Origin of the sequence: Dyadobacter jejuensis, from assembly GCF_003149085.1 — a bacterium.
Lineage (GTDB): Bacteria > Bacteroidota > Bacteroidia > Cytophagales > Spirosomataceae > Dyadobacter > Dyadobacter jejuensis.
Window position 1 is genome coordinate 80,739 of sequence record NZ_QGDT01000012.1, and the last position, 25,884, is coordinate 106,622.

The 25,884-nt window shown below is 43.0% G+C and carries 16 protein-coding genes, 1 tRNA gene and 1 CRISPR repeat array; of the genes, 3 read left to right on the forward strand and 14 right to left on the reverse strand.

Annotation, left to right across the window (positions count from 1 at the left end):
* The first annotated feature begins 201 nt into the window (after positions 1-201).
* A complete protein-coding gene (locus CLV98_RS18680) occupies positions 202-1,617 on the forward strand; it encodes a sulfatase family protein (protein WP_229203458.1) in 1,416 nt (471 codons plus the stop codon).
* A gap of 127 nt (positions 1,618-1,744) precedes the next feature.
* Positions 1,745-3,238, forward strand: coding sequence for a sialate O-acetylesterase (locus CLV98_RS18685; protein ID WP_158281289.1), 1,494 nt, complete (start codon positions 1,745-1,747; stop codon positions 3,236-3,238).
* A 429-nt stretch (positions 3,239-3,667) separates the two neighbouring features.
* Positions 3,668-5,840: a CRISPR direct-repeat array (repeat unit 29 nt; unit sequence ATTTCAATACCAACAGGTGCGATTGAGAG).
* Between the two features lie 234 nt (positions 5,841-6,074).
* On the opposite strand, the gene cas2 is transcribed toward CLV98_RS18685, so the two are convergent.
* The 14 genes from cas2 to CLV98_RS18760 form a co-directional block, all read right to left on the reverse strand.
* Positions 6,075-6,338: a CRISPR-associated endonuclease Cas2 gene (gene cas2, locus CLV98_RS18690; RefSeq protein ID WP_109676799.1), complete on the reverse strand. Its 264-nt coding sequence runs from the start codon at positions 6,336-6,338 to the stop codon at positions 6,075-6,077.
* A gap of 66 nt (positions 6,339-6,404) precedes the next feature.
* Complete coding sequence (gene cas1b, locus CLV98_RS18695; RefSeq protein WP_109676801.1) at positions 6,405-7,490, reverse strand: type I-B CRISPR-associated endonuclease Cas1b; 1,086 nt, start codon at positions 7,488-7,490, stop codon at positions 6,405-6,407.
* Between the two features lie 35 nt (positions 7,491-7,525).
* The gene (locus tag CLV98_RS18700) at positions 7,526-8,074 is read right to left on the reverse strand and encodes a CRISPR-associated protein Cas4 (RefSeq protein WP_109676803.1); all 549 of its coding nucleotides are present in this window, start codon (positions 8,072-8,074) and stop codon (positions 7,526-7,528) included.
* The gene (locus CLV98_RS18705; RefSeq protein WP_109676805.1) at positions 8,071-9,111 is read right to left on the reverse strand and encodes a CRISPR-associated protein Cas7; all 1,041 of its coding nucleotides are present in this window, start codon (positions 9,109-9,111) and stop codon (positions 8,071-8,073) included. The genes CLV98_RS18700 and CLV98_RS18705 overlap by 4 nt, the downstream gene beginning before the upstream one ends.
* 33 nt (positions 9,112-9,144) lie before the next feature.
* Positions 9,145-10,485: a hypothetical protein gene (locus CLV98_RS18710; RefSeq protein WP_109676807.1), complete on the reverse strand. Its 1,341-nt coding sequence runs from the start codon at positions 10,483-10,485 to the stop codon at positions 9,145-9,147.
* Between the two features lies 1 nt (position 10,486).
* The gene (gene cas3, locus CLV98_RS18715; RefSeq protein WP_109676809.1) at positions 10,487-12,673 is read right to left on the reverse strand and encodes a CRISPR-associated helicase Cas3'; all 2,187 of its coding nucleotides are present in this window, start codon (positions 12,671-12,673) and stop codon (positions 10,487-10,489) included.
* Entirely contained in the window at positions 12,673-13,233 is a 561-nt protein-coding gene (locus CLV98_RS18720; RefSeq protein ID WP_109676811.1) for a hypothetical protein, read from the reverse strand. Before CLV98_RS18720 ends, cas3 begins: the two co-directional genes overlap by 1 nt.
* Before the next feature lie 12 nt (positions 13,234-13,245).
* Positions 13,246-13,914: a CRISPR-associated endoribonuclease Cas6 gene (gene cas6 / locus CLV98_RS18725; RefSeq protein ID WP_109676813.1), complete on the reverse strand. Its 669-nt coding sequence runs from the start codon at positions 13,912-13,914 to the stop codon at positions 13,246-13,248.
* A gap of 239 nt (positions 13,915-14,153) precedes the next feature.
* A complete protein-coding gene (locus CLV98_RS18730; protein ID WP_229203459.1) occupies positions 14,154-15,044 on the reverse strand; it encodes a helix-turn-helix transcriptional regulator in 891 nt (296 codons plus the stop codon).
* Positions 15,045-15,528: 484 nt separating this feature from the next.
* Positions 15,529-16,392 (reverse strand): DUF7281 domain-containing protein, encoded by an 864-nt coding sequence (locus CLV98_RS18735; protein WP_170120688.1) that lies wholly within the window; start codon positions 16,390-16,392, stop codon positions 15,529-15,531.
* Between the two features lie 2 nt (positions 16,393-16,394).
* Positions 16,395-20,051 carry an ATP-binding protein gene (locus CLV98_RS18740; RefSeq protein ID WP_109676815.1) on the reverse strand — a complete coding sequence of 1,219 codons (3,657 nt, stop codon included), beginning with the start codon at positions 20,049-20,051 and terminating at the stop codon, positions 16,395-16,397.
* On the reverse strand, positions 20,035-20,607 hold the full coding sequence (locus tag CLV98_RS18745) for a condensin complex protein MksE (RefSeq protein WP_109676817.1): 573 nt from the start codon (positions 20,605-20,607) through the stop codon (positions 20,035-20,037). Before CLV98_RS18745 ends, CLV98_RS18740 begins: the two co-directional genes overlap by 17 nt.
* 1 nt (position 20,608) lies before the next feature.
* Complete coding sequence (locus CLV98_RS18750) at positions 20,609-21,808, reverse strand: hypothetical protein (protein ID WP_109676819.1); 1,200 nt, start codon at positions 21,806-21,808, stop codon at positions 20,609-20,611.
* Between the two features lie 3,217 nt (positions 21,809-25,025).
* Positions 25,026-25,099 (reverse strand) — tRNA-Asp (locus CLV98_RS18760).
* 296 nt (positions 25,100-25,395) lie between these two features.
* Between CLV98_RS18760 and CLV98_RS18765 the strand changes: the two genes are divergently transcribed.
* The gene (locus CLV98_RS18765; protein WP_109676823.1) at positions 25,396-25,797 is read left to right on the forward strand and encodes a hypothetical protein; all 402 of its coding nucleotides are present in this window, start codon (positions 25,396-25,398) and stop codon (positions 25,795-25,797) included.
* The last annotated feature ends 87 nt before the right edge of the window (positions 25,798-25,884 follow it).

The window sequence follows — 25,884 nt, forward strand, 5'->3', positions numbered from 1 at the left end:
ATTTCTAGAAAATTGCGAAATGTTGTTGATACATCTCGACTTCATGCGTTACTTTGTTTGATGCTATCAAATAGGGAAGGGGGGCTGTGTGTAAAGGATAGCTATAATGTGGTGGTTTATGGCTTTACGCTAAAATACCCAATAGGACGCAAGGCCCTGTTGGAGACCTATCGATTCATGAGATTTAGTATTTATTGATTTATGAGACAAATGATCCTTTTGGGATGTATGCTTTTCTTGAGTTCATATAGTCCACCGAAAACGGGTAAGGGAGAGAAACCTAATTTTATTATTATTCTCACCGACGATCAAGGCTACCAGGACTTAGGTTCCTTTGGCTCGCCTCGCATAAAAACACCCCATCTGGATCGAATGGCCGCAGAGGGAATGAAATTCAGTAGTTTTTACGCTCAAACCGTTTGCGGCCCGTCAAGGGCGGCGCTGATGACCGGTTGTTATCCCTTGCGCAATGCCCGCAACGATGATGGACAAGCGCCTCATCCCAAACTTTCCTTAAGCGAAGTTACCATCGCCGAAGTTCTAAAACCTGCCGGATATGCTACAGGTATGATCGGAAAGTGGGATCTGGCAGGTCATAGTCAGGAGCAGTTTAATGCTGATTTATTGCCTTGGAATCAGGGGTTTGATTACTCCTTTTTTACACCGACGAGCAACGATAACCAGGTACATCTCCTAAGAAATAAAGTGTTAGTCGAGCGCCAGGCCGATATGTCGACCCTTACAGAGCGCTACACCGATGAAGCCCTGGCTTTTATCGAGAAAAACAAACAACAACCTTTTTTTCTGTATTTGGCCCATACCATGCCCCATGTCAAACTGGCCGCTTCCGCCCGGTTTAAAGGGAAGTCTGAAGGGGGACTTTATGGCGACGTGGTGGAAGAAATTGACTATCATGTAGGGCGTATCCTGTCGGCCTTAAAAGATAAGGGCCTGGATAGTAATACGTACGTGGTTTTTATAAGTGATAATGGCCCCTGGTGGATCAAAGGTAAAGATGCCGGCCATGCCGAACCCTTGCGTGGGGCAAAAACTTCTGCCTGGGAAGGAGGCTCTCGGGTGCCCGCTATCATCAGAGCCCCTGGCCGGGTACCGGCAGGCACCACTAGCGATTTGATTGTGGCTACTATAGACTTGCTTCCTACTTTGGCTAAGCTGGCCGCAGCTCCTCTGCCTACCGACCGGGTGATTGACGGACTGGATATTACGGACGTAGTCCATGGTGATTCAAATACGCTGCAAAGACCTTATTTCTATTACCAACATCAGGAGTTACGGGCGGTACGGATGGGTAAATGGAAGCTGCACTTACCCAACCACCCCGATTCAAAATCAATTATCTATACCACCTGGCCGGCACATATAGCGCCCGAGGACCGGGTAATGATATTGCAACCCGTGCTATATGATATGGAAAAGGATATAGCGGAAAGTATGGATGTGTCCAAGGAAAATCCAAAAGTGGTCGCTGAATTACTCAAAGAGGCAGCATGGGCTATTAAAGACATTGGAGACTATGACCACCGTGGACGGAATGCCCGCCCACTGGGTGCAGAGCCCTATTTTACCCCCAACGACCTGTTTCCTACAAAAAAATAAGGGTACTTTCTCAGACAGAGTAATAGTAGAATGATTAGCCAAAGAACATTTCCAACATTATACAATAGATTACCAGATGAAATTCTTTTTTAAATACTTTTTATGGGTACCATTTGCTATTTTATCCATGGAAGGTAAAAGCCAAAGTGGAGGCACTCCCGTTGGAGCTGTAAAGTTGGCATCGATCTTTGGGTCGCATATGGTGCTGCAACAAAAGGAGCCCATCCGTATTTGGGGTCTTGCCGAGGCGGATACGCCCATCTATGTCCAGCTGGGCAAGGAGAAGCAAAATACAAAAGCAGACCAAGAGGGGAAGTGGCTCGTCACTTTTCCTGCTAGGGAGGCCTCCTTGGATCCCCTAATATTAACCGTCAACAATATCCGTTTAGAGGATATTGTGATCGGGGAGGTCTGGATATGTTCCGGACAATCGAATATGCAGTTTCCATTAAAAAATATGCAAACCTATCAGGCCGTTTTAAAGGAGCTGCCCAACAACCAACTGCGTTTGTTTAACCAAACAGCCATACGTATTGTAGCCAAAGGAGGGTATACAACCGAAGAATTGGCTAGATGCAATCCCCAGGATTTTTATCAAGGACACTGGGAGCCGAGTACCGTTTCCTCGGCTTCCAAGGCCTCGGCAGTGGCTTGGTTGTTCGCCCAGGGCTTAAATCAAGGACTCGATGTGCCCATAGGCATTATTCAGGTGGCCCTAGGTGGCTCGGCCATGAATAACTGGATCCCTGCGGAGGCTTTGAAAGCCAATCCACAGACTTCATCATTACTGACTACGGACTGGCTTCGAAACGAATCGGTCAAACTGGCCCACCGAGAAAGGGCTAAAGACGCCTTTCAGCATGTGCTGAAGCCCGATGAGCCTTATTTGCCAGGACAATTTCAATATCGTTGGCTGTGCGAACCGGGGTTTCTTTTCGAAGCAGGCATTGCCCCCCTCCAAGACCTGTCCTTCCGTGGGGTGCTCTGGTATCAGGGGGAGTCGGATACCGACGAGCCAGAAATGGTCACTGCAGCGAAAGAACTCTTTCCCATGATGGTCAACGCGTGGCGTAACTATTTTGATAAGGCAGAGCTGCCGTTTGTATTCGTACAACTGCCTGGGTTTGATAATAAAAATTGGCCTGCCTTTAGAGAAGTACAACGCCTCACCCAGAAGCAACTAAGCCATACTGAGATGGTCGTAACCCTCGACTTGGGCGAAGAAAAGGATATTCACCCCAAAGATAAGCAAGTAGTAGGTGAACGTGCTGCCCACTTGGCCCTCAAAAATGTGTATGAGTTGAAAAATTTATTGGGCTTCCCCGAACTATCCAAATGGAGGATCAACGGGCGCGACATTCAGCTTTATTTCAAGGAGTTCGGAAAAGGGTTTCTACCGGTAGAAGGCCCCATTACTGGCTTTGAAATAGCGGGTCAAGATGGCATTTTTCATAGAGTAAAGGCCCAAATATCGGGCGCCGATACCATCCACCTCCAGTCGACGGTAGAGTCTCCCCAAAAACTACGATACGGTTGGACTCCCTTTCCAGTTCCTTCCCTAAAATTGTACAATAATGCCCGACTCCCTTTAGGACCTTTTGAAGTGAATTTTAGCAATTAAAGTCCCACTGTACCCTAAGCGGAGCCGAAGGGGACGCTATATCAGTACCCACAATTACGATAGAGTGCCATTCCGTACCCTAAGCGGAGCCGAAGGGGACGCTATATCAGTACCCACAATTACGATAGAGCGCCATTCCGTATCCTGAGCGGAGCCGAAGGGGACACTAAATCAGTACCCACAATTACGATAGAGTGCCATTCCGTACCCTGAGCGGAGTCGAAGGGAACATTATATCAGTACCCACAATTCCGATAGAGCGCTATTCCGTACCCTGAGCGGAGTCGAAGGGAACGCTATATCAATACCTACAATTACGATAGAGCGCCATTCCGTACCCTGAGCGGAGTCGAAGGGAACAATATATATCAATACGAAAATATGCAACTGAGGACTTGAAATTATATAAGATTGGCGCAAAACCACCTAATTTCAATACCAACAGGTGCGATTGAGAGATAATTTCTTATAACAAGCCGGTGCTTCATCCGCTCATTTCAATACCAACAGGTGCGATTGAGAGGGCATGCAGAGCTGAGCTGTGATAGACCAAATACGTATTTCAATACCACCAGGTGCGATTGAGAGCGTTTCGGCTCCGCTCAACGACCAAGCAGAAGCAAATTTCAATACCAACAGGTGCGATTGAGAGCCCGGATTAACACAAGCCCAAGCAGCAGGTTATTAATTTCAATACCAACAGGTACGATTGAGAGCTAAGATAGATGTTCCAAGGCCATATGCAGTCTTAATTTCAATACCAACAGGTGCGATTGAGAGGCCAGAAAATGGGCCAATCATTGCGGCCCAATACCATTTCAATACCAACAGGTGCGATTGAGAGCTTCGACGTCGGCTAAGGATATCTTAATCCTTTTCATTTCAATACCAACAGGTGCGATTGAGAGTTTTGCTATGGCATGTATTGCCGTCCTCGTATAATGGATTTCAATACCAACAGGTGCGATTGAGAGCTTGATAGGGGTTAAGAGCCCGTGTAGGTTAATCCAATTTCAATACCAACAGGTGCGATTGAGAGTGGAAAATACATTGGCGGCACATCTAGAAATACGGGATTTCAATACCAACAGGTGCGATTGAGAGATTCTCAGCGCGCTGGTACAATCGCTTAATTCTTTGGGATTTCAATACCAACAGGTGCGATTGAGAGGCTCGGGCGGCGTTGCGATTCCTCTTGATGCCCCAAATTTCAATACCAACAGGTGCGATTGAGAGAGAAAGAGCTTAAGAAACCATCAAGGCCCGAAGAAAATTTCAATACCAACAGGTGCGATTGAGAGACCTTAGTGCGCAACTAAGAGAGTCACTTATTGGCTATTTCAATACCAACAGGTGCGATTGAGAGAAAGTCTCGAAAATCTTTCCATGTCTTGTAATGAGAATTTCAATACCAACAGGTGCGATTGAGAGTTGACCGCCCCAATGTAACCCAAGCCGAGGTAATTGATTTCAATACCAACAGGTGCGATTGAGAGTACTAGGTAACAAGGTCGCCCCAAGACCTAGTTACATTTCAATACCAACAGGTGCGATTGAGAGGCATACCTTGGTATATTCGCATACCTGCAATTAAGGATTTCAATACCAACAGGTGCGATTGAGAGGGGGATTGGTAATAGAATGTAAAATAGATGTTTGGAATTTCAATACCAACAGGTGCGATTGAGAGGCATTGGCGGTAACAAGTACCTCTCCACTTTTGGCAATTTCAATACCAACAGGTGCGATTGAGAGTTTACTATCTTGTTTATTGCTGCCCGGACCACTTCCATTTCAATACCAACAGGTGCGATTGAGAGGTACTCTAACCTCTGGTTTCCTTTGCTAGCTCCGTATTTCAATACCAACAGGTGCGATTGAGAGTAACTCTAGTAACCCAAACGGCTACACTTCTAATTATTTCAATACCAACAGGTGCGATTGAGAGTCTAGTGCGGTTTTCTTAGCTAAGAAATCAGAACTCGATTTCAATACCAACAGGTGCGATTGAGAGCAGAGGGTTTATCACTGGTATTAATTCAGGCATGGTTAATTTCAATACCAACAGGTGCGATTGAGAGTCTAAAATTTTAATAGCTGGAACTTTATAATATGGAAATTTCAATACCAACAGGTGCGATTGAGAGCTTCCAAATTTTCCATAACTAATTGATAATCATATAGATTTCAATACCAACAGGTGCGATTGAGAGAGGCGCTCAATATAATCTACAGAAAGTTACTTTTGGATTTCAATACCAACAGGTGCGATTGAGAGACTGATTTTGGTATTGAAAGAGTGTGGGTAACAACTATTTCAATACCAACAGGTGCGATTGAGAGATGGGCAAAGGAGTGTAAAAGGATACTCGCAGACAAATTTCAATACCAACAGGTGCGATTGAGAGAGGGTCAATCAAGACCGATAAGTATACCGACAAAGAATTTCAATACCAACAGGTGCGATTGAGAGTAAAAGACGCTTGCGACCACTTTGGCGAACTGTTATTTCAATACCAACAGGTGCGATTGAGAGTAGCTCACTAAACGAATGGACACCTACGCCTGTAATCATTTCAATACCAACAGGTGCGATTGAGAGCCGGGGCAAAAATATGGATTATGGCTTGTAAATAATGTTTTTATGACAAAAAAGAACAAAAAAAATCGTCATCCCTTAATAGCGCTTGAAACGCCCGAGGATGACGACATGCCTTTTCAGGACTTACAAAGCGTTTTTTTATACATTTAATTGGCTGTTTCGAGAAAGGTAAATTTCTTAAGACACAAAAAATGGGGGGCAATTTTGAGGTCGACGATCAGACATTGTTCTAACTCACAGAAAACGAGTGCGTTCAGCCTTTTCTTCTCCGAGCGCAATCCTATCTACATATCGTTCATCTCTGAGTTGGTAAAAGATCACCCCATCACTGTCTTTCATTAGTCGATCGGCCTCAATTTCTAATGATTTGAACTGAGCGTGAGTAAGCTCTCCTTCGAAGACAGAATTTTGAATCCACGTCAAATATCTCCGAAAAAGTTTAAGCATTTTCCCTTCACGCTTTTCATTTACGTCATAAACAGCAATATAGTACGGCATAGGTCTAAAGCAATAATATGTTTCAGTACGTCAAAGAACATTTCTACTTATTATATTGATTTGGATTCACCACCACATGTGCAATCCCTGATAAGTGTTGCCGGCCGGATCGCTGAGGTGACGAACCAATTTATAACATTCCAGCCGTATTAACCGCTCATAGGAAACTTTTTTATCTAGTGTACGATGATGTACCGTTTTGCTTAGTCGTTCGTCCCAGTGTTGTACGAAAATTTTACGACCAGCGTCGGATAAGTAGCATCCTTCTAGATGCTTCTCAAAATGCTTAGAATTTATTTCACCTGTTTTAAGTAGTCGAAAAATAGCTCGGTCTACCAAAAGTGGTTTAAAGATCTCCGCAATATCCAGAGAAAGAGAAAATCTACGATCTCCAGGTTCATGTAGAAACGCTATCGTAGGATCAAGGGCCGTCCGATAGATTTGTCTTACGACGGTGCTGTAACAGAGAGAATTTCCAAACGAAATCAATGCATTAAGCTCGTTCGAAGGTGGCCGTCGTTCGCGTTTGTTCATAGGGAATTTTGAGGCCACTTCCTTTCCCAGAAAATGTGGCCACAACTTATAGTATCTGTCCCGTATACGTCCTTCAACGGCCATAAGCGTGAAAATATCCGTGGTAAGGGGCAGCGCGTCACGGTCCCGAACCAGAGCCTGCAAAGTAACCTGTGTTTCTTGCTGAGCCTCGCCGACTAAACGTGGTTGATAGTACTTGATTACGCGCTCAATGTTAAACAAAGCAGCTTCCACGAAGGTTCTCGCAAGGGTCAGTCTCTTTTTTGGACTTAAATAATGCTTTGCTTGCTGAACGCGTAATCGTCCGGAAAGTAGATTCTCCCTCGGATAAAGGGTGGCCGAATAATTACCATAATAGTCAAAAAAGAAAGCGGGCACTCCTTGCTGTCCTAAAAAAGTAATCAGTTTGGAATTGATGTCTATTTCTCCAAACAAAAACAAACTATCCACGCTCTCTATTGGAAATGGAGTCCGTCCTCCGTCTGGATGCGAAGACGGTAAACCTTCGTCCTCAGGGGCATCGTCAGGGAGTCGTTCACCGGCAGTTTTTTCCAGTGCCAGCGTATTATGCTGCCGCTTTAATCGTCCGCTCGAAAATAAATAATACGGTCGTTTCATTCACTGTTGAAGTTTGTTGATTCAATAAAAACGGATTAACCGAGGCACAATTCCTCAAAAGAACACTTGGCACAAAAGCTTCGTTGGGTTAAAACAGGAGGGGGGATTTCCTGGATTGCAAGGCTACTTATTGCAGCAACGTTGTTCTCAAGTTCAATGAAATGTTCAGCTTCAAGGAAGATAGCTTCTGTTCGGCGCAAGAGCGGATAATCAAGCTGGCCACTGAATGGTACACCGTCTGGGCGTGTCACCCCGTTCCTATACAGCAGCCAAAGGTAAAACCTGAGTTGCCAACGGTGTGCGTCTTCACAGGACCGGCCTTTTTTGGTTTCATGTAAAACACCATGTTTCAAATTAGCCCGGTCAATTTTTCCAACCAATGGGGTTCCGTCAGGGGCTTCGGCTTCTATTTCGAGCTGTTTATCAGACCGTCCGTAAGAGGCCTCATCCAACAATCGGCCCAAGGCAACTGCATCGGATTCCTGCTCCATGGCAATCCCTCGCAAAGACCACCAGGCCTTGCGAGGGCACAAACGATAGTAGCCAATAAGCATTCCGCCGATGCGGAGACTTTTCGGAATCATTTTTCGTAATCGTAGTTTTCTAACAAGTTAATAATTGCTTGCTCTGCCTGATTCATTGCATCCGCAGCACCGACGACACCTCTTACGTGCCCTTTACAAGACAATGAGATAAAGGTATCAACTCCTTCAAACGTGTCTACTACCGGATCTGCTCTTCGAGCTTCTTCTTCACTAAGGTCAGCCCGAATCGCAGAAGCGATTAGTCCTGCATTTTCACTTATTGCCAATGCTAAGGTAGTTTGCGGGCTATAGGTACGAGCTTGATTGCTGGTGATATGCCATTCTACTAATGCCTTCGCTAGTGAAGGAATCAGCTTTTTCCTGCGGCTGGCAGGACATATTAATCGCTCTCCATCACCAGACAAGATCCAGTTTGCTTGTTTTAAGCGCTCAATAGTTACTTTATCAACTTCCGGTTCATGTTGATTTATAGAAATACTAAATAGGCGTGATCTGTCTATGGCAATATCGTATACAAATAAACCGGTGGTTCTTATGTTTTCGGGAATCCAGTTACGACGTGGAAGTGTACGTTGTTTTCCTTGCAGATACTCATCGATTTGCTGTTCGGTTAGTTCAACCCCAGAAGTATTCAATACTCGCACCGGGTGTTGGCTTGGTTTATCGCTACGATCGAAAGTAAGATCTTCGGATGTTCGACTTACCAATAATGGGTGCAAAGGACGCATAGCCGATATAGATAAAGGACTTCGGCGTTTGAGTGTCACCACGTTGGGTCTTGCCCGCATCCAACCTCCAATTAATTGATCTGCATAAGAAGGGTCACACGGCGACCAAGGTTCTTTATTTTCAATGGCGTCTTTTGAATTGATTTCATAATTGAAAGTGATAGGCGCACGTGGCTCATCTAACTCCTCTGACAAAAAATCCAAGACAGAGCGCTTTACTTGTTGGCCGCTGGAGTAAGCCACTTTTTTGCTGTGTATTGGATCCCAGTACTCCTTTTGGCCGTCTTGTACAGCAAATACTGTATGTTCTACAACTTTCAAACCGCGCAAATAAAAGTAAGATTTCATGATAATGATGTTTTGTCTATGTTTATAATTAGTTTATTTCTTGGGTTGGAGCAATGCGTATTTCAGTTTGAGCAATGCCATAAAAAGAGGAAAATCAGTTAAAGGAATCGTTATCACAATATTTGCGAGCTCATCAACAGTTTGGTAAAAGGTGCTTTCCTGTGATTCGTTTTCTGTTACTAATTTGGCTAATTGCTCGATAAATGAGCGACGATTAGAAGCTTTGAGAAGTTCATCGACACTTCGGCTCTTGATGGTTTTAGAACGATCTTTTTGATTGGAAAAATCGTTCAGAGCCGAAGCAAACTTTTTTGTCAAATCAATAAGTTGTTGGTTGTTTAACATGGCGATTATCCAGGTTTGATAAAAATTGTACGTTAAAAGAATACTATCGTTTTGATTTTTAGGTGTTTTGAACGGCTTCCCTTCACGATGAAAACTTGGAATATGCTCACGCAATTGTTTGGGCTCAAGCGCGGGGATTCCGATTTTCCCTAATTCACAAGCTTTTTGAAAACCAAGAGCTGTATCATAAAGTGTTGCCAAAGATTCTGTATTAGTAATAATGGATTCCTCCTTACTGATTTTTTTATATAACTCATTAAGAAATAAAACAGCGGGTAATTCCAATGAAATAAACCCAATAGTCGTATTCCTTTGACTCAAGGAGTAGACATATGTATTAATTATTTGTTTGGGCATTTTTTCAGCCAATGCAAAAATAACTTTTATCCATGGTGTCGTTTCTACGCTTGCGATGCCGGTTTTAGAGTCTGTTTTGACCTCAGGCTCCTTATTAGCAAAAGGGTAATTATCGTCGTAAAGGTCATCAAAAAAATTAGTGACCCAGTATCCATTCCACGTATTGACCTGATGAGGTTTCAGGTTAGGCGTTTGTGTCAGGTACTCACGATACCGAAACCAACCATCATACAAAGCCAATAATACTTCGTCAGAATCTATTAGTAGATTCAATCCTCCACTTACTCCAACGCCCATAGCTGCGCCAATCCAAGAGGCATATACTTCATCAGTTGTAATAGGAGGAAGTATGTCTGTTACTTGACCCGATGTGCCCGCCGAGATTTCTGCGGCAGCTCCACCTAAGAAAAATGATCCATCCGGTGCGTCCGTCTGTATTTTTGAGTGCTGATCTGTTAGGGCACTTGCTAAAACAACAGAGGTCAATGGAGTTTTTCTCTTTTGTTTATATACTTGATCAAATTTTGAGTTATTCACATGTTGCAAATACCGCTCATTTAAAAAAAACAGGGGTATATACACTTCATCATAGAACTCCTGAGTGCTTCGGTTTTTACCTTCGCGTTTGTTCACCAACTCAATAAGTTTTTTTCCAATATAAGCTGCATACATATCAAATGATTCGGTTAATGGTTGATTCTGCTTGATTCGAGCCTGCCGTTTTTAAGACCAGCCCAAGGATCATATCATAGTTGTTATCGGGTATAACAGTGGGATAACTGCCTGTTTCCAATCTCTTCCAGGCTCGGGAATAAGGGGCAATCGATCGCCATGGGACCGGTATCTCTAAATTTTGGCGATCTTCTCCAAAAGCATTTATATAAGTCTCACTATCTGATTGACGAACACAAACTGTCCCCTCAATTTCCAGTGCATCAATCAAGACCGATTTAGGACGGTGGCAAAGAGACCGTAAAGGTGCACTGTTGCCCGCCGCTAAATGAACGTCAATCGAAGGAATTGCGATGTCGCCATATACCATATCAATTAAGCCTTGTAACTCACTTTCGTGTAATAATCCATTGGGCAACATCTCATAGCTTCGCCGTACAACATCGGGGTTATAAGGCAAAATGTCTTTGTCAGTTTGAGAAGGAGCAATCACACAAACAGGTCGATATTTACCAATAGTCTCATAGTTACGGCGGCGATTTACACGTCCGAAGCGTTGAATCAAACTGTCCAGTGGAGCAGCATCAGTCACTAAACGGTCAAAGGAAATGTCTAAGCTTACCTCCACAACCTGCGTGGCAATAACTAAACTAGGTCCTTTCTGCTTATCAAATTCACTGATTTTTGCCTCGAGTGCTGCACGGTCACCGCGACGGAAACGACTGTGTATCAGTAAAATATTAAGGTTTGGGAATTGCCTTTTTGCCCACTCGTATCGTTGCTGAGCAGTAGCTACACGATTGCCTACAAATAACACCTTTTCTTGATTGCTAATGGCATTTTCTACCGATCTAAGAGCTTCTTCTTCATTGTTAAGTTTTTCGACTTCGTGCCGATTGAATTTTTCTAATGCTCTTTTTCCAAACCTGAGCCGATAAACGCGACGGTTGCCACCCAGTACGTTAATGAGTTCATTCCCTAAGGAGGTCGGAATAGTGGCGGTACCAATGTGTACCCTGCAATTAAGTTTTACTAGTTCTCTTACCAATTCAAGCATCATTGCCCGAGCCATGTCATCGTAAACGTGTACTTCGTCCAGGATTACATCACAGCCAGCAATGTCCAACTTAGCAGCTTCGTGACCACTGATGCCAAACACAATTGAAGCAATTTGGTGGGGCGTGGTAATTTTGATACTTGCACCCGGATTTCGTTGCAGCGAAATTTCCTCTTCTACCCGCTTTCCTTTTTCATCACGTATCTGAATTTTAGAGGCCGCGTGCGCTCTTCGGACGTCCGTTTGACGTTCTTTTGGAAGTCGCTTTTCCCCTTTGCCATTTAAATTTTCGTCAATTCGTACGAACATGGCATTGATGGACGCCTGAAAGGGTAAAGTATAAACAACTCTTCCACGGCAACGACGCAATAAAAAGTCGGTTTTTCCCGCACCGGTAGGTGCTATTACAAATGTATGGCGCGAGCGATGGTCACTACGCAACAGTGATAGTGGGTGTAAATCGGACTTACGTGAATAGTAAGTTAGGTCTGGTACTTGATAAAATGTTCTGACAAGAGGAGCTGCTTTCTCCATATACTCAGAGGCAAAATGGTCCGCCGCCATTAGTATACCCCGCCATTTTGACCAACCGTACTTCATTCGATAACAATAATCGTAAGCGAACAGAAGAGCAGTTTTTGCTTCTTCAAGATGAATTGGACGAAATTTGATTTTAAAATCTTTATGTTCAACGATAGGCTTTACCATCGCTGACCATACTTCCCAATGCTCTGCATGTCGAAGAATCAATGCATCAATTCCATTACGCTTGACCAAATCTATTATACCTCGATTCCGCACATCGCCTAGGGCCGATTTGTGATGGGCTGCTACCATTTCAATCAAAATCGGCCAATCTTCTTTTTTAAAAAGAGGTAAGAAAAGCAGGGATGAAATTTCATGACGATGTGGTTCCGAAATAATTCGTTCTGATTCATCCACTTCCCCTTTTACGGTGCGCTGGAAGAAATCATGAGCTTTGCCCAAATCGTGAAGTAAGGCACCAATTCTGGCCAATCGGCGATCAAAACCGTAGTGACTGGCCATTACTGAAATTACATCGGCTACTTGTTGCGTATGAGCCAATAGTGTCAATCCTCCTTGCTGAGGGCTTTTAGCGAGTAGTTCCATTATTCGAAAGGGTCAGATCCAACCGGATTGCCAGTAATTTTCAAGACGCCAAACATTGGCTTGTTTTCCTGGTAGCGGTTGTATCCTACCAAGATTGTATTCGAACCACCCTGGAAAAGTAATTCAAATCCAGTAACCTCCTCAAAGTCACCTTCTGACATGCTCTGAATATCAATCTCTGGCAAAAGGATATCTTCATTTCTGCATAAACAAATATGTTGTTCCGATGCAAGTTTTGCATCCTTTTGATTTGTGAATGCCAGCTTCAGTATTGGATTTAACATCACACCGCGTATCAGAATTGATTGTTCACGACTTGCTTTTTTTTTAATTTCCTTGAATCCCCTTGATTGAGTCCTTTCCTGTTGTTGATCAATTTTGGCGTAAGTGAGTTTGTGTCTTACGATTTCTGTAACCCCAAGCCTTATCCGCATACCCTCGATAATACTAGGTGTCAAAAATTGTTGGCTAAAGGTTCGCTCGTCTCGAACCGCAGTCCATGGCTTAATAAATCCAAAAGGGCCGGTATAAGTAACAATATGTAAAAGTTGTTCCTTCATTAGTTTGTTAGTTTATTTTAATGCTCCAAACCCACTCCCAGTCAGGTCACCTAAACCTACAAGCCACGCAAAATGTAAGGCTTCGGGCGTACCTTCAACAATCACCGGACATTCACTTCCTTTATGATCGACACCCTTGATAGTTATTTTGCGACTCCTTGGAGTAGAATATGTCCTGTCAAAAGCTACGCGTGCGTTAAGATGGTTACCATTAAAACCAGCTTGACTTAATTTCCATCTGAGTTTATTGGTCAGGGCTTCATTCGCAGCCAGGCTATCCCAGGATAAATATTCCTGTGAGCCATCTACTCTTTTTTGTCTGGCCAGGATCGCCGATCCGTCCGTATGAAAAATATGTTGCGTTGAGAAGGCTAATGGCTCAACCTCTTGAATTTCTCGTATATACATACCATAGGCGACCGATGGTTCTCGCAGAATTCCCTTAATCAATTGGCGAGCAAGTTCGTCATCAAAAAAGGAAATATTCCAGTCAGCTCCTTGTGAGAAGGACAGTGCTTTTTTATTGGATTTCCCGCCATGAAGCCACCCGAAGCTATAAAGGCTTACACCATTGTGAATGGAGTTTTTACCCAGCCATTTATGTAATGCTCCTGTTAGGCTATACAAATGGCTAAAAGGCACTGGCTCCGTATTCGGACTTAATTGTAATCTGATGCGCATAGAGATTTCGGTTTGATTATGACAAATGTATTTTAGGGGTTCGCCAGAAGTTGACGCTGCTATTGAAAAAGTGAATTTTTTTAATACCTATAAAAATTAGAACTGCGACTGAGAATTCTGCGAAGTCCTCTCTATATTTCAATTTCGAATTAACTTGTGGTTACAGGATATAAAGAAAAAGTATGGTATCTAAATACTCCATAAAATGGAACAAAATTTCACTATATCTCCTAAACCTATCAACTGTAAAAGTTTCCGACTTGACTCACTCTCCTTGTAATGGTCTCTCTTAGATATGCTGGCTCCAGCACCTCCACCGCTTCTCCAAACGCAAGAATCTCACGTTCCAACTCATGATTTAAAACGACTAGTAGGGCAATGTCAACATGGGAGTTTGTTTCCTGGACGGTTCGTTGACTACTATGAAGGGGGAGGGACTGGACATATTTAGCTTCTAGCTTATTGAATCGAAGCACTACCTGCTCTGCCATTGCTCCTGTGGGAATAGTAACACCGATTACTTGCTTACGAAGTGCTTTATACACAGCGGTTCGCTTGGTCGAAATGGTCTGTCCAACAACCATAGGATTACCCATTCGATCCAAACCAAAAGTACGGATACCGCCTTTTTCAATATCCCAAGCATCAAGATACCATCGGTTTCGATATTCAAATAGGATTCCGGGCTCAACCTTTCTGATGGTTGGAATTGAATGCTCTGCTGCGTAAGATGCGTATTCAAACTGAACTACTTTCTGGCATCGAAGGGCCTCCCATAAAACTGGGAGACAGCCAGCCCCAATAAACTGCTCATTTCGTTCAAACTGCAAGTAGTTACCAGCATCGCGAATGCTAGTAACGGCAGATTGCAAAAAATCAAGCCGTTCCCGACGTTCGAGTAATGAAACGAATTGGTTGAAATCTTCAACATCTTCATCTGATGGCACATACAAATAATAACCATTTTTAACGTTATCGTGTCTGATGTCGATGCTGTATTCATCCCGAAGTTTTTCCATGTCACGTTCGATAGTCCGCAAGCTATTTGCACCAATACCTAGATCATTTAGCCGTTCTGATAGCTCCTTTTTTGTTGGATAGGTATATGGTTTTTTTGTCCAGCGTATCAAGCAAAGACGGCGGTGTAGGTTAAGGGACGGTGTCAAAGCATTTGGGTTTAAATGATGTAGAGGATAGTATTTGCATTGTTTGAGTCGATGGGTTACAAATTTTATAAAAAAAATAATAATTATTATAATATTCAAAAAAAGTCAGAGTATTTCCTTGGTTAATAAGCGGAATACGGGGTAGTATGTATGAAGATCAATTGTTAGTGAGTAATTAGTCCAGTTTTTAAGTGAAGAGTACTGTTCCCTTCGACTCCGCTCAGGGAACGGGAGGTCTGGGTACTGTTCCCTTCGACTCCGCTCAGGGAACGGGAGGTCTGGGTACTGTTCCCTTCGACTCCGCTCAGGGGACGGGAGGATTGGGTGCCGACCCCTTCGGCTCCGCTCAGGGAACGGAAGGTTTCCTTCCCAACAAGAGTTATCTAGATTCTTATTCAAGAGGCCCCAACGGGAGAATAACCATAATTTGCAAGACTGATGAGCAGCCCTACATTTTCTTCGTGATTAAAACTTCCTGCTCTAGTCCTTTTTTGTACTGGTGCAGAAGAGAAATAAGTTGCAGGATTTCCGGCTCTTCTATGGATTCTAATTGAAAGTTGGCCTTCTGATTATCATATATTTTCCTGTTTCCATGTCTGGCAATCAGATCTTCCAGATCGGGGGGGATAAAAAATCTTGAACGGTCGCCGAGATACCGCTTGTATTCCTGTAAATATATATGGATCCCTGCAAAGTCGTAATCTCCAAAATGCAGATGAGCGTTTGGGATGCCAGTGAGCCATTTAATCAAATCTTTACTCTTATTTTGAGGGTAGCGGCTTACGTATAAGGTTTTGAGATCTTTAAAAAGGTATTGCTGTTTGTCAATCTGGCTGAAGTTCTCGGCATTCTCTACACTTATAATGGTGACGTCTTGTTGGGGGATAAAGTTTTCAAAATCATAAATAAATTGAAACATTCCTGCAGCTGGATGGATGACAATTGGCTTGCCTCTTATTTCGGCTTGGATAGGCTGGTAGCAATTGACAAGAAATCCCTTAAATACCCTTACATTTTTTGTCTTGGAATCCGAGGTGTGCTGCACCAAAATGGCTCTGGACAGTTCTTCTTGATTTAACACATCGATGTAATCCTTCAAATTGGCAATAGCAAAGCGATTAAACAAAAAGGCATCCAGATGAGCGGGCAAGGGAATGGATAACAAACTTTTGGAACGACCAGACCTAAGGTCAATGATAACGCCCTCTGCAATCAGCTCCGCAATTAACGGATGTTTCAGTTTGCTGGCTGGCACGCGCTCTCCGTCATACATTTTCAGTAGCTTCTCTGCTAATGCTTTGCTAAGTCTCATAATTAATGATTGGTCAACAGCTTCACTACCTTGGTGATATTATTACTGTCTTTGGACAATTTATAGGTATGCCGGTATTCCGACGCATTATAAGAGGTCGGGGAACTGTTGATCAGTAGAATATTCCGGTCATTGGCAAACTTTAAAATCCCCTTTACATTGGTTGGGTGCAGTTTGCCAATCTCATCCATCATACAATGCAGACGAAAATCCTTAAACCTCTTTGAAGCACTTTCCTTGAACACATTTAAGAGCATGATATTAATCATGGCCTTCACCAGGATATCCGTGCCCTCGGAACCGAAATTGGTCAATTTTTCGACCCAACCGCTATCATTGTCATTTTCAACGATCTTAAATTGTAATTCAAATGTGTCGGAAAGATTAACTTCAGTCTGCTTAGATGAGGCGATTTCATTTGCGAAGTTCTTCAAATACCCCACTGCTTTCTTATTATTCTGCTCGCTATCGGCAGTGCTGAATAAGTTTGAAGCTCCAAGCGTAGTTGAATATTCATTATTAAATAATCGGATTTCAGATAAAAGCATCACAACTCTATTCGCACTGGAGGATAGCCGAAGGTTAATGCTCTTGATGACACCGGCAAAATTTCGCTCTTCGAAATCTTTGTTTATATCAGCAATCACCTTTTGAATAATGGCCTCTTTGGAGACTAATTCTGTGGTCTCTTTACCGATCTGAGCGATTAGGCTGGCAAAATGTTCATTGGTTCGCTTTTCATACTCGGCTATTTTGTCCTCCTCTATAAACTCCTTTAAGTTTTCAGCAAACAGGAAGTAATCTTCATTTTCAATCAGATTGGTCTTAAATCCAAATATATTCGAGGATGAAAAATAGCTAAGGAACCGGCCTATTGCCGCACGCAATTCATCGGTCTTATTTCTGATGGAAAAGCTTTTGTCATTCAGCTCTGCGATCAGGGTCTTTAGCCGTCTATCGACCTTATGTCCATCGTTGATTGGTAGGTCATCGGGGTTGAGTCTTAAAAATACTTCTGTCTGGACAAACCGATTGAACTCTTCTAGGTCCTCCTGGGTCTCGCGGAGGGTGGAATCCATTTCATGGATCAGAGTGTTTAGCCTGTCAACCTCCTGTACAAGCTTTTCTTTACCTAGCTCATAGCGCTGCTCTAGGGTGAGTAAGCGAGTAACACCAAGTTTTTTATTCGCCTTAAACTCGTCGACCAGGTCGAATAATTCTCGCTTATCTTTATAATAATCGGATACAATATTCCTGTTGTCTTCTATAAAACGGAGCTCGGCATTTACTTCCAGTAACTCACTAACAATAATTGAAATCCGTTTGGTATCTGCGCCTTCGCGTTCTAACACCCGGTTTTCTTGGGCCTTAATCTCAACATTTCGGTTTTGAATGGCTACTGTTTCCTTTTCTATATCCTTGTCAAGTCCAGAGAGCGACGCATGAAGTTGGGCACTTTCCTCCGCAATTTTATGATCCCTTTCCTTCTTTTTCCTTTCGATCAGGCTCCTGACCTGGTTGTTTATCATCGATAAATGATCCAGAGCAGTCTGCTTCTCTTCATTGGCGAGCAAAAGCTCCTGATTAATGGCCTCAAGGGCATTGGACCGGTCAGTAACTCCTTTTCGCTGAAACTCTTCAAGTGCGATAGTGGCCTTTTCTAAATCTAACAACGCCTTTTGGTAGGCATATTCTTGGAGGTCAATGGCGTTCTTAGAAGCCTTAATTTGAGGCTGATACTTCTTTTTGAGTTTTTCCTGTTCTTTTACCCTTTCTTCTGCCATGGCAGCAAGCAAAGCTTGCGCCTTTTTGATTTCGATACCGATTTGCAGGCATTCCTTTTCATAATCCGTGACGGTCTTTACCTCTACGGCGATTTCTTCCAGATTAATTTCTACACCATAAAATGTTCCTTCAGCCTTCGCCAGTCTGGGTGATAGACCTGAATGAAATAAAACCTGTTCCTGGTTGATAACCCTACCGATGGTCTGTTCCCATCCGGGCTTATTTTCATGAAGCCACTCGTATAAAGAGTCCTTGCGCTGGGCGATGAGGGAATTTATCTTTTCAATTTTTTCGGTTAAACTAGCCATTGAGCCCTTTGTAAGGGCTGTTTTGTGATTATATTCCGTGTCGTATTTAGCTATATCCAGATCCCACTGTTTCTGAAGAGATTCGACCTGGGCCTTGCCCCCTTTTTTCTGTATATCCGAGGACAGTATGATCTGATTCGCCTGATCAATGGCCTGTCTATTTTCGTCAATCTCTTTTTCAAACCAGCGCTTTAGTTCGATTTCCTTTTTTTTAAGGTTCAAGTCATGAATAACGGCGATCTTTTTTTGGATAGCCTCTTCTGCATTGATCTTTATCTCCCTGTTTTCATCTTCTGTTTCATGGATGATCCGCTCATAAACCTGCTGAATCTCTTCCTTTATCTTGTAAAAGTTATCCTTTTGATTAATCTTCTCCCTGTTCTTTTGATTAATAAAATCGTTCAGCTGATTTTGGTTCTGAACGATCAGGGCATCGTATTTCGTAGTGATTTCAGCGAATCGAGCGGATAGCAAATGTTCTTCCTTTTTCAAGTGCTCCTTTTTGTTTTCCAGCTCTGACCGTTTACTCACCCGGGCTATAATATCACCAATATTTAACCGGGTATATCCATCCAGTTTCTGCCTGGCCTCCGTTATTTTTCCGTCCAGCAAATTAATCTCCTTAACAATCTTGGCCTTCTTTTCCTGAAATTTCTGACTTGCCTCAGCGACTTTCTTACTCGCCGAAGTTAATTTTTCCTTCTCCTTTTCCAGCTTTTTCAAAGCTTCTGGTAGGGACTTTTCTAATGCCGCATGCGTTGCCAGCAGTTGACGTGCAACCGTTACTTTTTCCTTATCAAGGAAGCTAATTTCCGTGTAAACTTTTGCGATGCTCTTTGCTACTGACCGTACCACAACATCTCCGCTGCGATTTTTATCACTCCATTTGCTAATATCGGCCAGTTGCTGTTCGAAATCCCGAAGGTGGAAGGCATACTGGTCCAGATCAATCTTCACATCCTCTTCATTTAAGGACATGATTATGGTTTGTTTTATAAACTCGGCTTCCAGCTTTGAATTCAAAAACACATTCTGTATGGTCCGAGGCAGATTTTGGTACTGTCTACTTTCAATAAGGGCATATTTACGAAACTCTGCAGGCAGACCCTTATTATTGCCATAAAGGATGTCCCGGTATTCTTCATACCTTTCAATTTTTCTGGTATAGCTGGCAGGCCCATTAAACGTTCCCCGTACCTGCTCCCATCCTAGGGCTTTGTTTTCGGTACCGATAAAATTATTCTTGTTATAGGGGCCATTGATAAAGCGGTAGGCAACACGCCCCTGCGATTTGAAGGCCACCACACAATATGGGCCGGTTTCCCTCGATAATTCATAAACTAAATAGGAGTTCCCATAAGGAAAATAGTAGTCATCAAAGGAACGTTTTCCCTTCTCTATGCCTAATTTAAGTTTGTCAGCATTGTAAAAGAATAGAATCGCCCTTAAGGCTGTACTTTTTCCTACACCCTGTGTACCAATAAAATGAACGTTTCCATCCAGATTTATCTCCGCATACGCTACACTCGCACTATTTATAAAAATAATCTTATTCAGGAATCTCATGCTGTATATCTTCAGGGATATTGATATTCATTAATAGTTTTTCAAGGTAGGCAAATGACGCCAGTGTTTTATATTCCTGGACAATCGCATTTTCCAATTCGATGAAGTTGTCCTTTTCAAGATGGTCTAGCACCTTTTCAATAATATCGCCATGCCTGTCCTTACCCGGCGCATATTTCTTTAGGCCTTCCAGTTTGTTTTTCAGATCGGCATCTACCCCCAATCTTACCAGTATTTCCTGTGGGCGGAAACGAAACCCAGACCCGAAGCTATTTTCAAAGGTTTTTAAAAAATCGACAATATCGATCCATTTCATGGCAGTATCCAGTTTACGGTCTAGGTCAGCACGGCTATCGACCCTGGTAAAGTGATAATACTCGTCACCTTCTTCTAAGATAAGGTTAATGCCCTGGAAATAGCGGTAGTAATGATCAAAATCCTGGTTGATAGCGTTGTAAAGCTTACGAACGGCATCATTGCTACTATTAGAACAGATAAACTGGCCTTTATTCAATATATCGTATACTTCGGCGGACTGCTTAGGGTTCTCGGTCATATTATAATGGATAAATCAATAAGTATTCAGTCTTTCCCTTGGTCTGGTAATCGTCTGTTAATCTAAACAGCTCATCATATTGAGAAATTAACTGGCAATAAACCGTCAGCAGCTCTTCGAATGAAACGGGCTTTCCAAAATCATAGGCTTGCAAAAAGTCAAAAAGGTTATTACTACCGGCCAAGAAGCTATTTTTTACTTCCTCGAGATTAATCTGGACAAGTTCTTCCACATTGTCCTCCAGATAATCCGTTAAGTTATTATCAGATAGCAATTGCTTGGCCCTGGGGCCTGACCGCACACGACTGACCACCCTTTTGATGATTTCCAATGTATCATCATCGCTTTGCAGCTGGTCTATCGATAGCTTTAAAGGGTAGGCCGGATTTGGCTCAAAGACCAGGGCATGGTTGCTTGACAATACCTGAACAATATCCGTCTTACTACGGAGCTCAAACTGGTCCTTTAAATACTTGAGTTGTCTGACTTTCTCCAATAGTCCGCTTTGAAATTTGAGCCGATTAAGAAAGTCTATAATCTGCTTTTGAATGTCAATCAGATTATGTCTACATGAATTTAGCTGGCTCTTCAGGCTTATAATTATTCTTTGTAATTCTTCATCGGCTGCGGTTTTGAAAAATGTCTGTTCCTCCTCCTCAGATATCAGATGCTCGGTCAATGCCACTAAAGCTGCTATATCATTTCGTTTGATGTCCAGATGTTCTAGCTTGGCTTTTTTGATTTTGTAATTCGGCTCGTTTTTAAAGGTATTGTCTATATTTCTTTTTAAGTCCACTACATTCCGAATGGCGATAATACCCGTTTTTCTCAATGCACTCTTTACCTGTCGCAGGTAATTATACTTTCTACTTTCGCTATTTTCCTGTAAATAATAAAGGATATTCTGACGGATGCTCTGAAGGTTCTCATTAATGTAGGAGACATTAATTTCTTCGTTTACCTCAAGGATCTGTTCGAAGAACTGTAGGAATTGGTCATCCAGCTCCAGATATGGGCCATTTTCTCTGATAACGGCGAACTCAATCAGGGCACGGAGTTTGTCCTCATTATAATCCAGCACTTCCAGCGCATCGTCAAAACGGTACGATAGAACCTTTCGTTTTTCGAAGATCTCGGTGATGAGCTTTTGCTCACGACTGAGAACGGCCAGTAATTCTTTTATAGAGGAAAAAGTTTTCAAATCGCCAAAGTGATATATGTGATTACCGAACCATTATTTTATAGGCACTAGCTTCAGCCATAGCAGTGACTACATCTTGAGGAGCCCTGTTTATGATTAAGGTTCTCTATAAAGAATTCAAGTTAACAAATATCGGCTAAACTGTTGTAAGGGCTATCCCCTCTGCTGAAAAGAGACGTCGGCCTCAAATTTCAAGTAACCGTAAGTTCCTCCAAAAAAGGAAAGGTTTAAAATTAGGCAAAAATATTAATTTCAAACTCGTAAAAGCTCAAAAAATGTCAATGGCACGGGCGGCGGGCGGCGGTTGGCTTTCGGCGGTCGGCTTTCGGCTAAGAGGAATCGAGAAAGAATAGGGGGCAGGACCTCATAGTGCGGAATAGGTAATTTGCCTTTGCATATGATGTTCGATACCTACGGCATCGTTATTGACGAAACCTTGCATTTATTTCTATAAACGTTTTATCCCGCTGGGATAATGTTTGGTAGGGGGATGGGAAATTTATTTTGGGCCATCGGTGGTCGGTGGTCGGCCATCGGCTGTCGGCTGTCGGCGGTTGGCTTTCGGCGGTCGGCTTTCGGCTAAGAGGAATCGAGAAAGAATAGGGGGCAGGACCTCATAGTGCGGAATAGGTAATTTGCCTTTGCATATGATGTTCGATACCTACGGCATCGTTATTGACGAAACCTTGCATTTATTTCTATAAACGTTTTATCCCGCTGGGATAATGTTGGGTAGGGTTGTGATGGGAATTTTTTTTTGGGGCCATCGGCGGTCGATGGTCGGCGGTCGGCTATTGGCCGTCGGCTAAGAGGAATCGAGAAAGAATAGGGGGCAGGACCTCATATTGAGGAATAGGTATTATGCCTTTGCATATGATGTTCGATACCTACGGCATCGTTAAGGATGAATCCATATATTAATTTCTATAAACGTTTTATCCCGCTGGGATAATGTTGGAGGGGGGGGGCTTTTGGGCCATCGGCGGTCGGCGGTCAGCTTTCGGCTAAAAGGAATCGAGAAAGAATAGGGGGGCAGGGCCTGAGGCTGGGACACGAATGTAAATCCCGAAGGGATGACATATTTATAACCCATGCGAGTCAAAACCCGGACTCGGAAATGATTGAATTCTTATAACCTACCGATAGCCCTATAGCATAGAGCATACGGCTTATAGCCTTTTATATTGTTTATTTCTATAAACGTTTTATCCCGCTGGGATAATGTTGGGTAGGGGGATGGGAAATTTATTTTGGGCCATCGGTGGTCGGCTGTCGGCCATCAGCGGTCGGCAATCGGCTAAGAGGAATCGAGAAAGAATAGGGGGGAGGACCCAAGGCAGGGAAACCAACGTAAATCCCAAGGGATGACATTTTTATAACCCATGCGAGTCAAAACCCGGACTCCGAAATGATTGAATTTTTATAACCTACCGATAGCCCTATAGCATAGAGCATACGGCTTATAGCATTCTTATTGTATTTATTTCTATAAACGTTTTATCCCGCTGGGATAATGTTACAAGAGGTTGTGATGGGAATTTTTTTTGGGGCCATCGGCTATCGGCCGTCGGCTAAGAGGAATCGATTAAGAAAAGGGGGCATAACCTCACGCTAGGAAAGCGACGTAAATCCCAAGGGATGACATTTTTATAACCCATGCGAGTCAAAACCCGGACTCCGAAATGATTGAATTCTTATAACCTACCGCTAGCCCTATAGCATAGAGCATACTGCTTATAGCCTTCTTATATTGTTTATTTCTATAAACGTTTTATCCCGCTGGGATAATGTTACAAGGGGTTTCGATTGAAATTATATATTTTGAAAAATCTGAAAAGATGCCATCGGCATCTAACGTTTGTAGCTGAACAGCCATCCGATGGGATACCGACTGCAGGGCAGTCGAACCAAAACGTTATAAACCAACCAACATGCTATCTTTTTGGCTGTCGGCCTAGGGCATTTGGCTGTCAGCTGTCGGCATTTGGCCAAAAGGAGTCTAGAAAGAATAGGAAGCAGGACCTCCTAGTGCGGAATAGGTATTATGCTTTTGCCTATGTTGTTCGATACCTACGGCATCGTTATTAACGAATCCTTGTATTTAATTCTATAAACGTTTTATCCCGCTGGGATAATGTTGGAGGGGTTGTGATGGGAATTTTATTTTGGGCCACCGGCGGTCGGCTTTCGGCTAAGTGGAATCGAGAGAGAATAGGAGGCAGATCCTCACGCTAGGAAAGCGAGGTAAATCCCGAAGGGATGACATATTTATAACCCACGCGAGTCAAAACCCGGACTCCGAAATGATTGAATTCTTATAACCTACCGCTAGCCCTATAGCATAGAGCATACGGCTTATAGCATTCTTATTGTGTTTGTTTCTATAAACGTTTTATCCCGCTGGGATAATGTTACAAGAGGTTTCGATTGAAATTATATATTTTGAAAAATCTGTTTAGATGCCATCGGCATCTAACGTTTGTAGCCGAACAGCCATCCGATGGGATACCGACTGCAGGGCAGTCGAACCAAAACGTTATAAACTAACCAACATGCTATCTTTTTGGCTGTCGGCAGACGGCATTTGGCGGTCGGCTTTCGGCATTTGGCCAAAAGGAGTCTAGAAAGAATAGGAAGCAGGACCTCCTAGTGCGGAATAGGTATTATGCCTTTGCCTATGTTGTTCGATACCTACGGCATCGTTATTAACGAATCCTTGTATTTAATTCTATAAACGTTTTATCCCGCTGGGATAATGTTGGGTAGGGGGATGGGAAATTTATTTTGGGCCATCGGTGGTCGGCTGTCGGCGGTCAGCTGTCGGCTTTCGGCTAAGAGGAATCGAGAAAGAATAGGAGGCAAGACCTCACGCTAGGAAACCAACGTAAATCCCGAAGGGATGACATTTTTATAACCCATGCGAGTCAAAACCCGGACTCCGAAATGATTGAATTCTTATAACCTACCGATAGCCCTATAGCATAGAGCATACGGCATATAGCATTCCTTTGGCAGGCCCTCCTGCGGGACTCGAACCCGCGACCCCATGCCCACGCGGGGCGTGGCAGAATGACAGACATGTATTCTATAGAAAGTTAGGTTAAATTCAACGCTTATAGCTTAGAGCATACGGCTTACCGCTTATAGCATTCCTGTGGCAGGATCTAGCAATTCCTCATAAACACCAAAAAAAGCCCAGATTTCTCTGAGCTTTTTGCGGTCTGGACGGGACTCGAACCCGCGACCCCATGCGTGACAGGCATGTATTCTAACCAACTGAACTACCAAACCGTGCTTTACTTTTCCGTTACCAGATCCGTAAATCGTGGTGCAAAAGTAATCACACAAATTTAATATAAAAGCTTTTACTAATTCTTTTTTTTAATGTTTTTTCTATCTGCTTAAAAATAAGAAGCTTATCTCTAAAAGTTTTTTTCTAGGCCTGGAAGCCTTTTGGAGCGGGTATTAGGCCATTATTGAAAATTGGTATTAGTTTGATTCTATATTGGGTATTTTGGCTTGGAGTGGGCTTGCATAGTCCTATGTAAACATATTTTAACCTAACTTTGCCATATATTCCGGTTATCATGCTCAGAAAGTTAGTTTGTATTTCCTTAATGGTGCTTTACCTGGTTCCTGGGTCTGCTCTCAAAGAGCTGACCAAGCTGCCTGTGTTGCTGCAGCATTTCCAGGTGCATAAATCCTGGAATCAGGATACAACTTTTTTGGGCTTTTTAGAACATCATTATGCTACCCATCCCGATGGGAATCCCGACCAGGATCTGGACAACCAGCTTCCCTTTAAAGGTCATCACGAATTGACAAGCACGGTATTGGTCTTTTCCTTGCCCATACCGATCCTTCATTTTCAGTTTAAGACGGGATTTAGTCAATTCCTTCAGCGGCCGGTGTATTTCTATAAGAATGTCTTCCCTTCCACCCACCTGCTCACCAGCATCTGGCAGCCTCCTCAAGCCACATCAGTTTAATTATTGGTGTGAAAGAGCCTTTTAGGGGGCCTTATTAGGGGCTCTCTATGCTTTTTCCGATTTATTTAATACGGAATCCTAGAAATT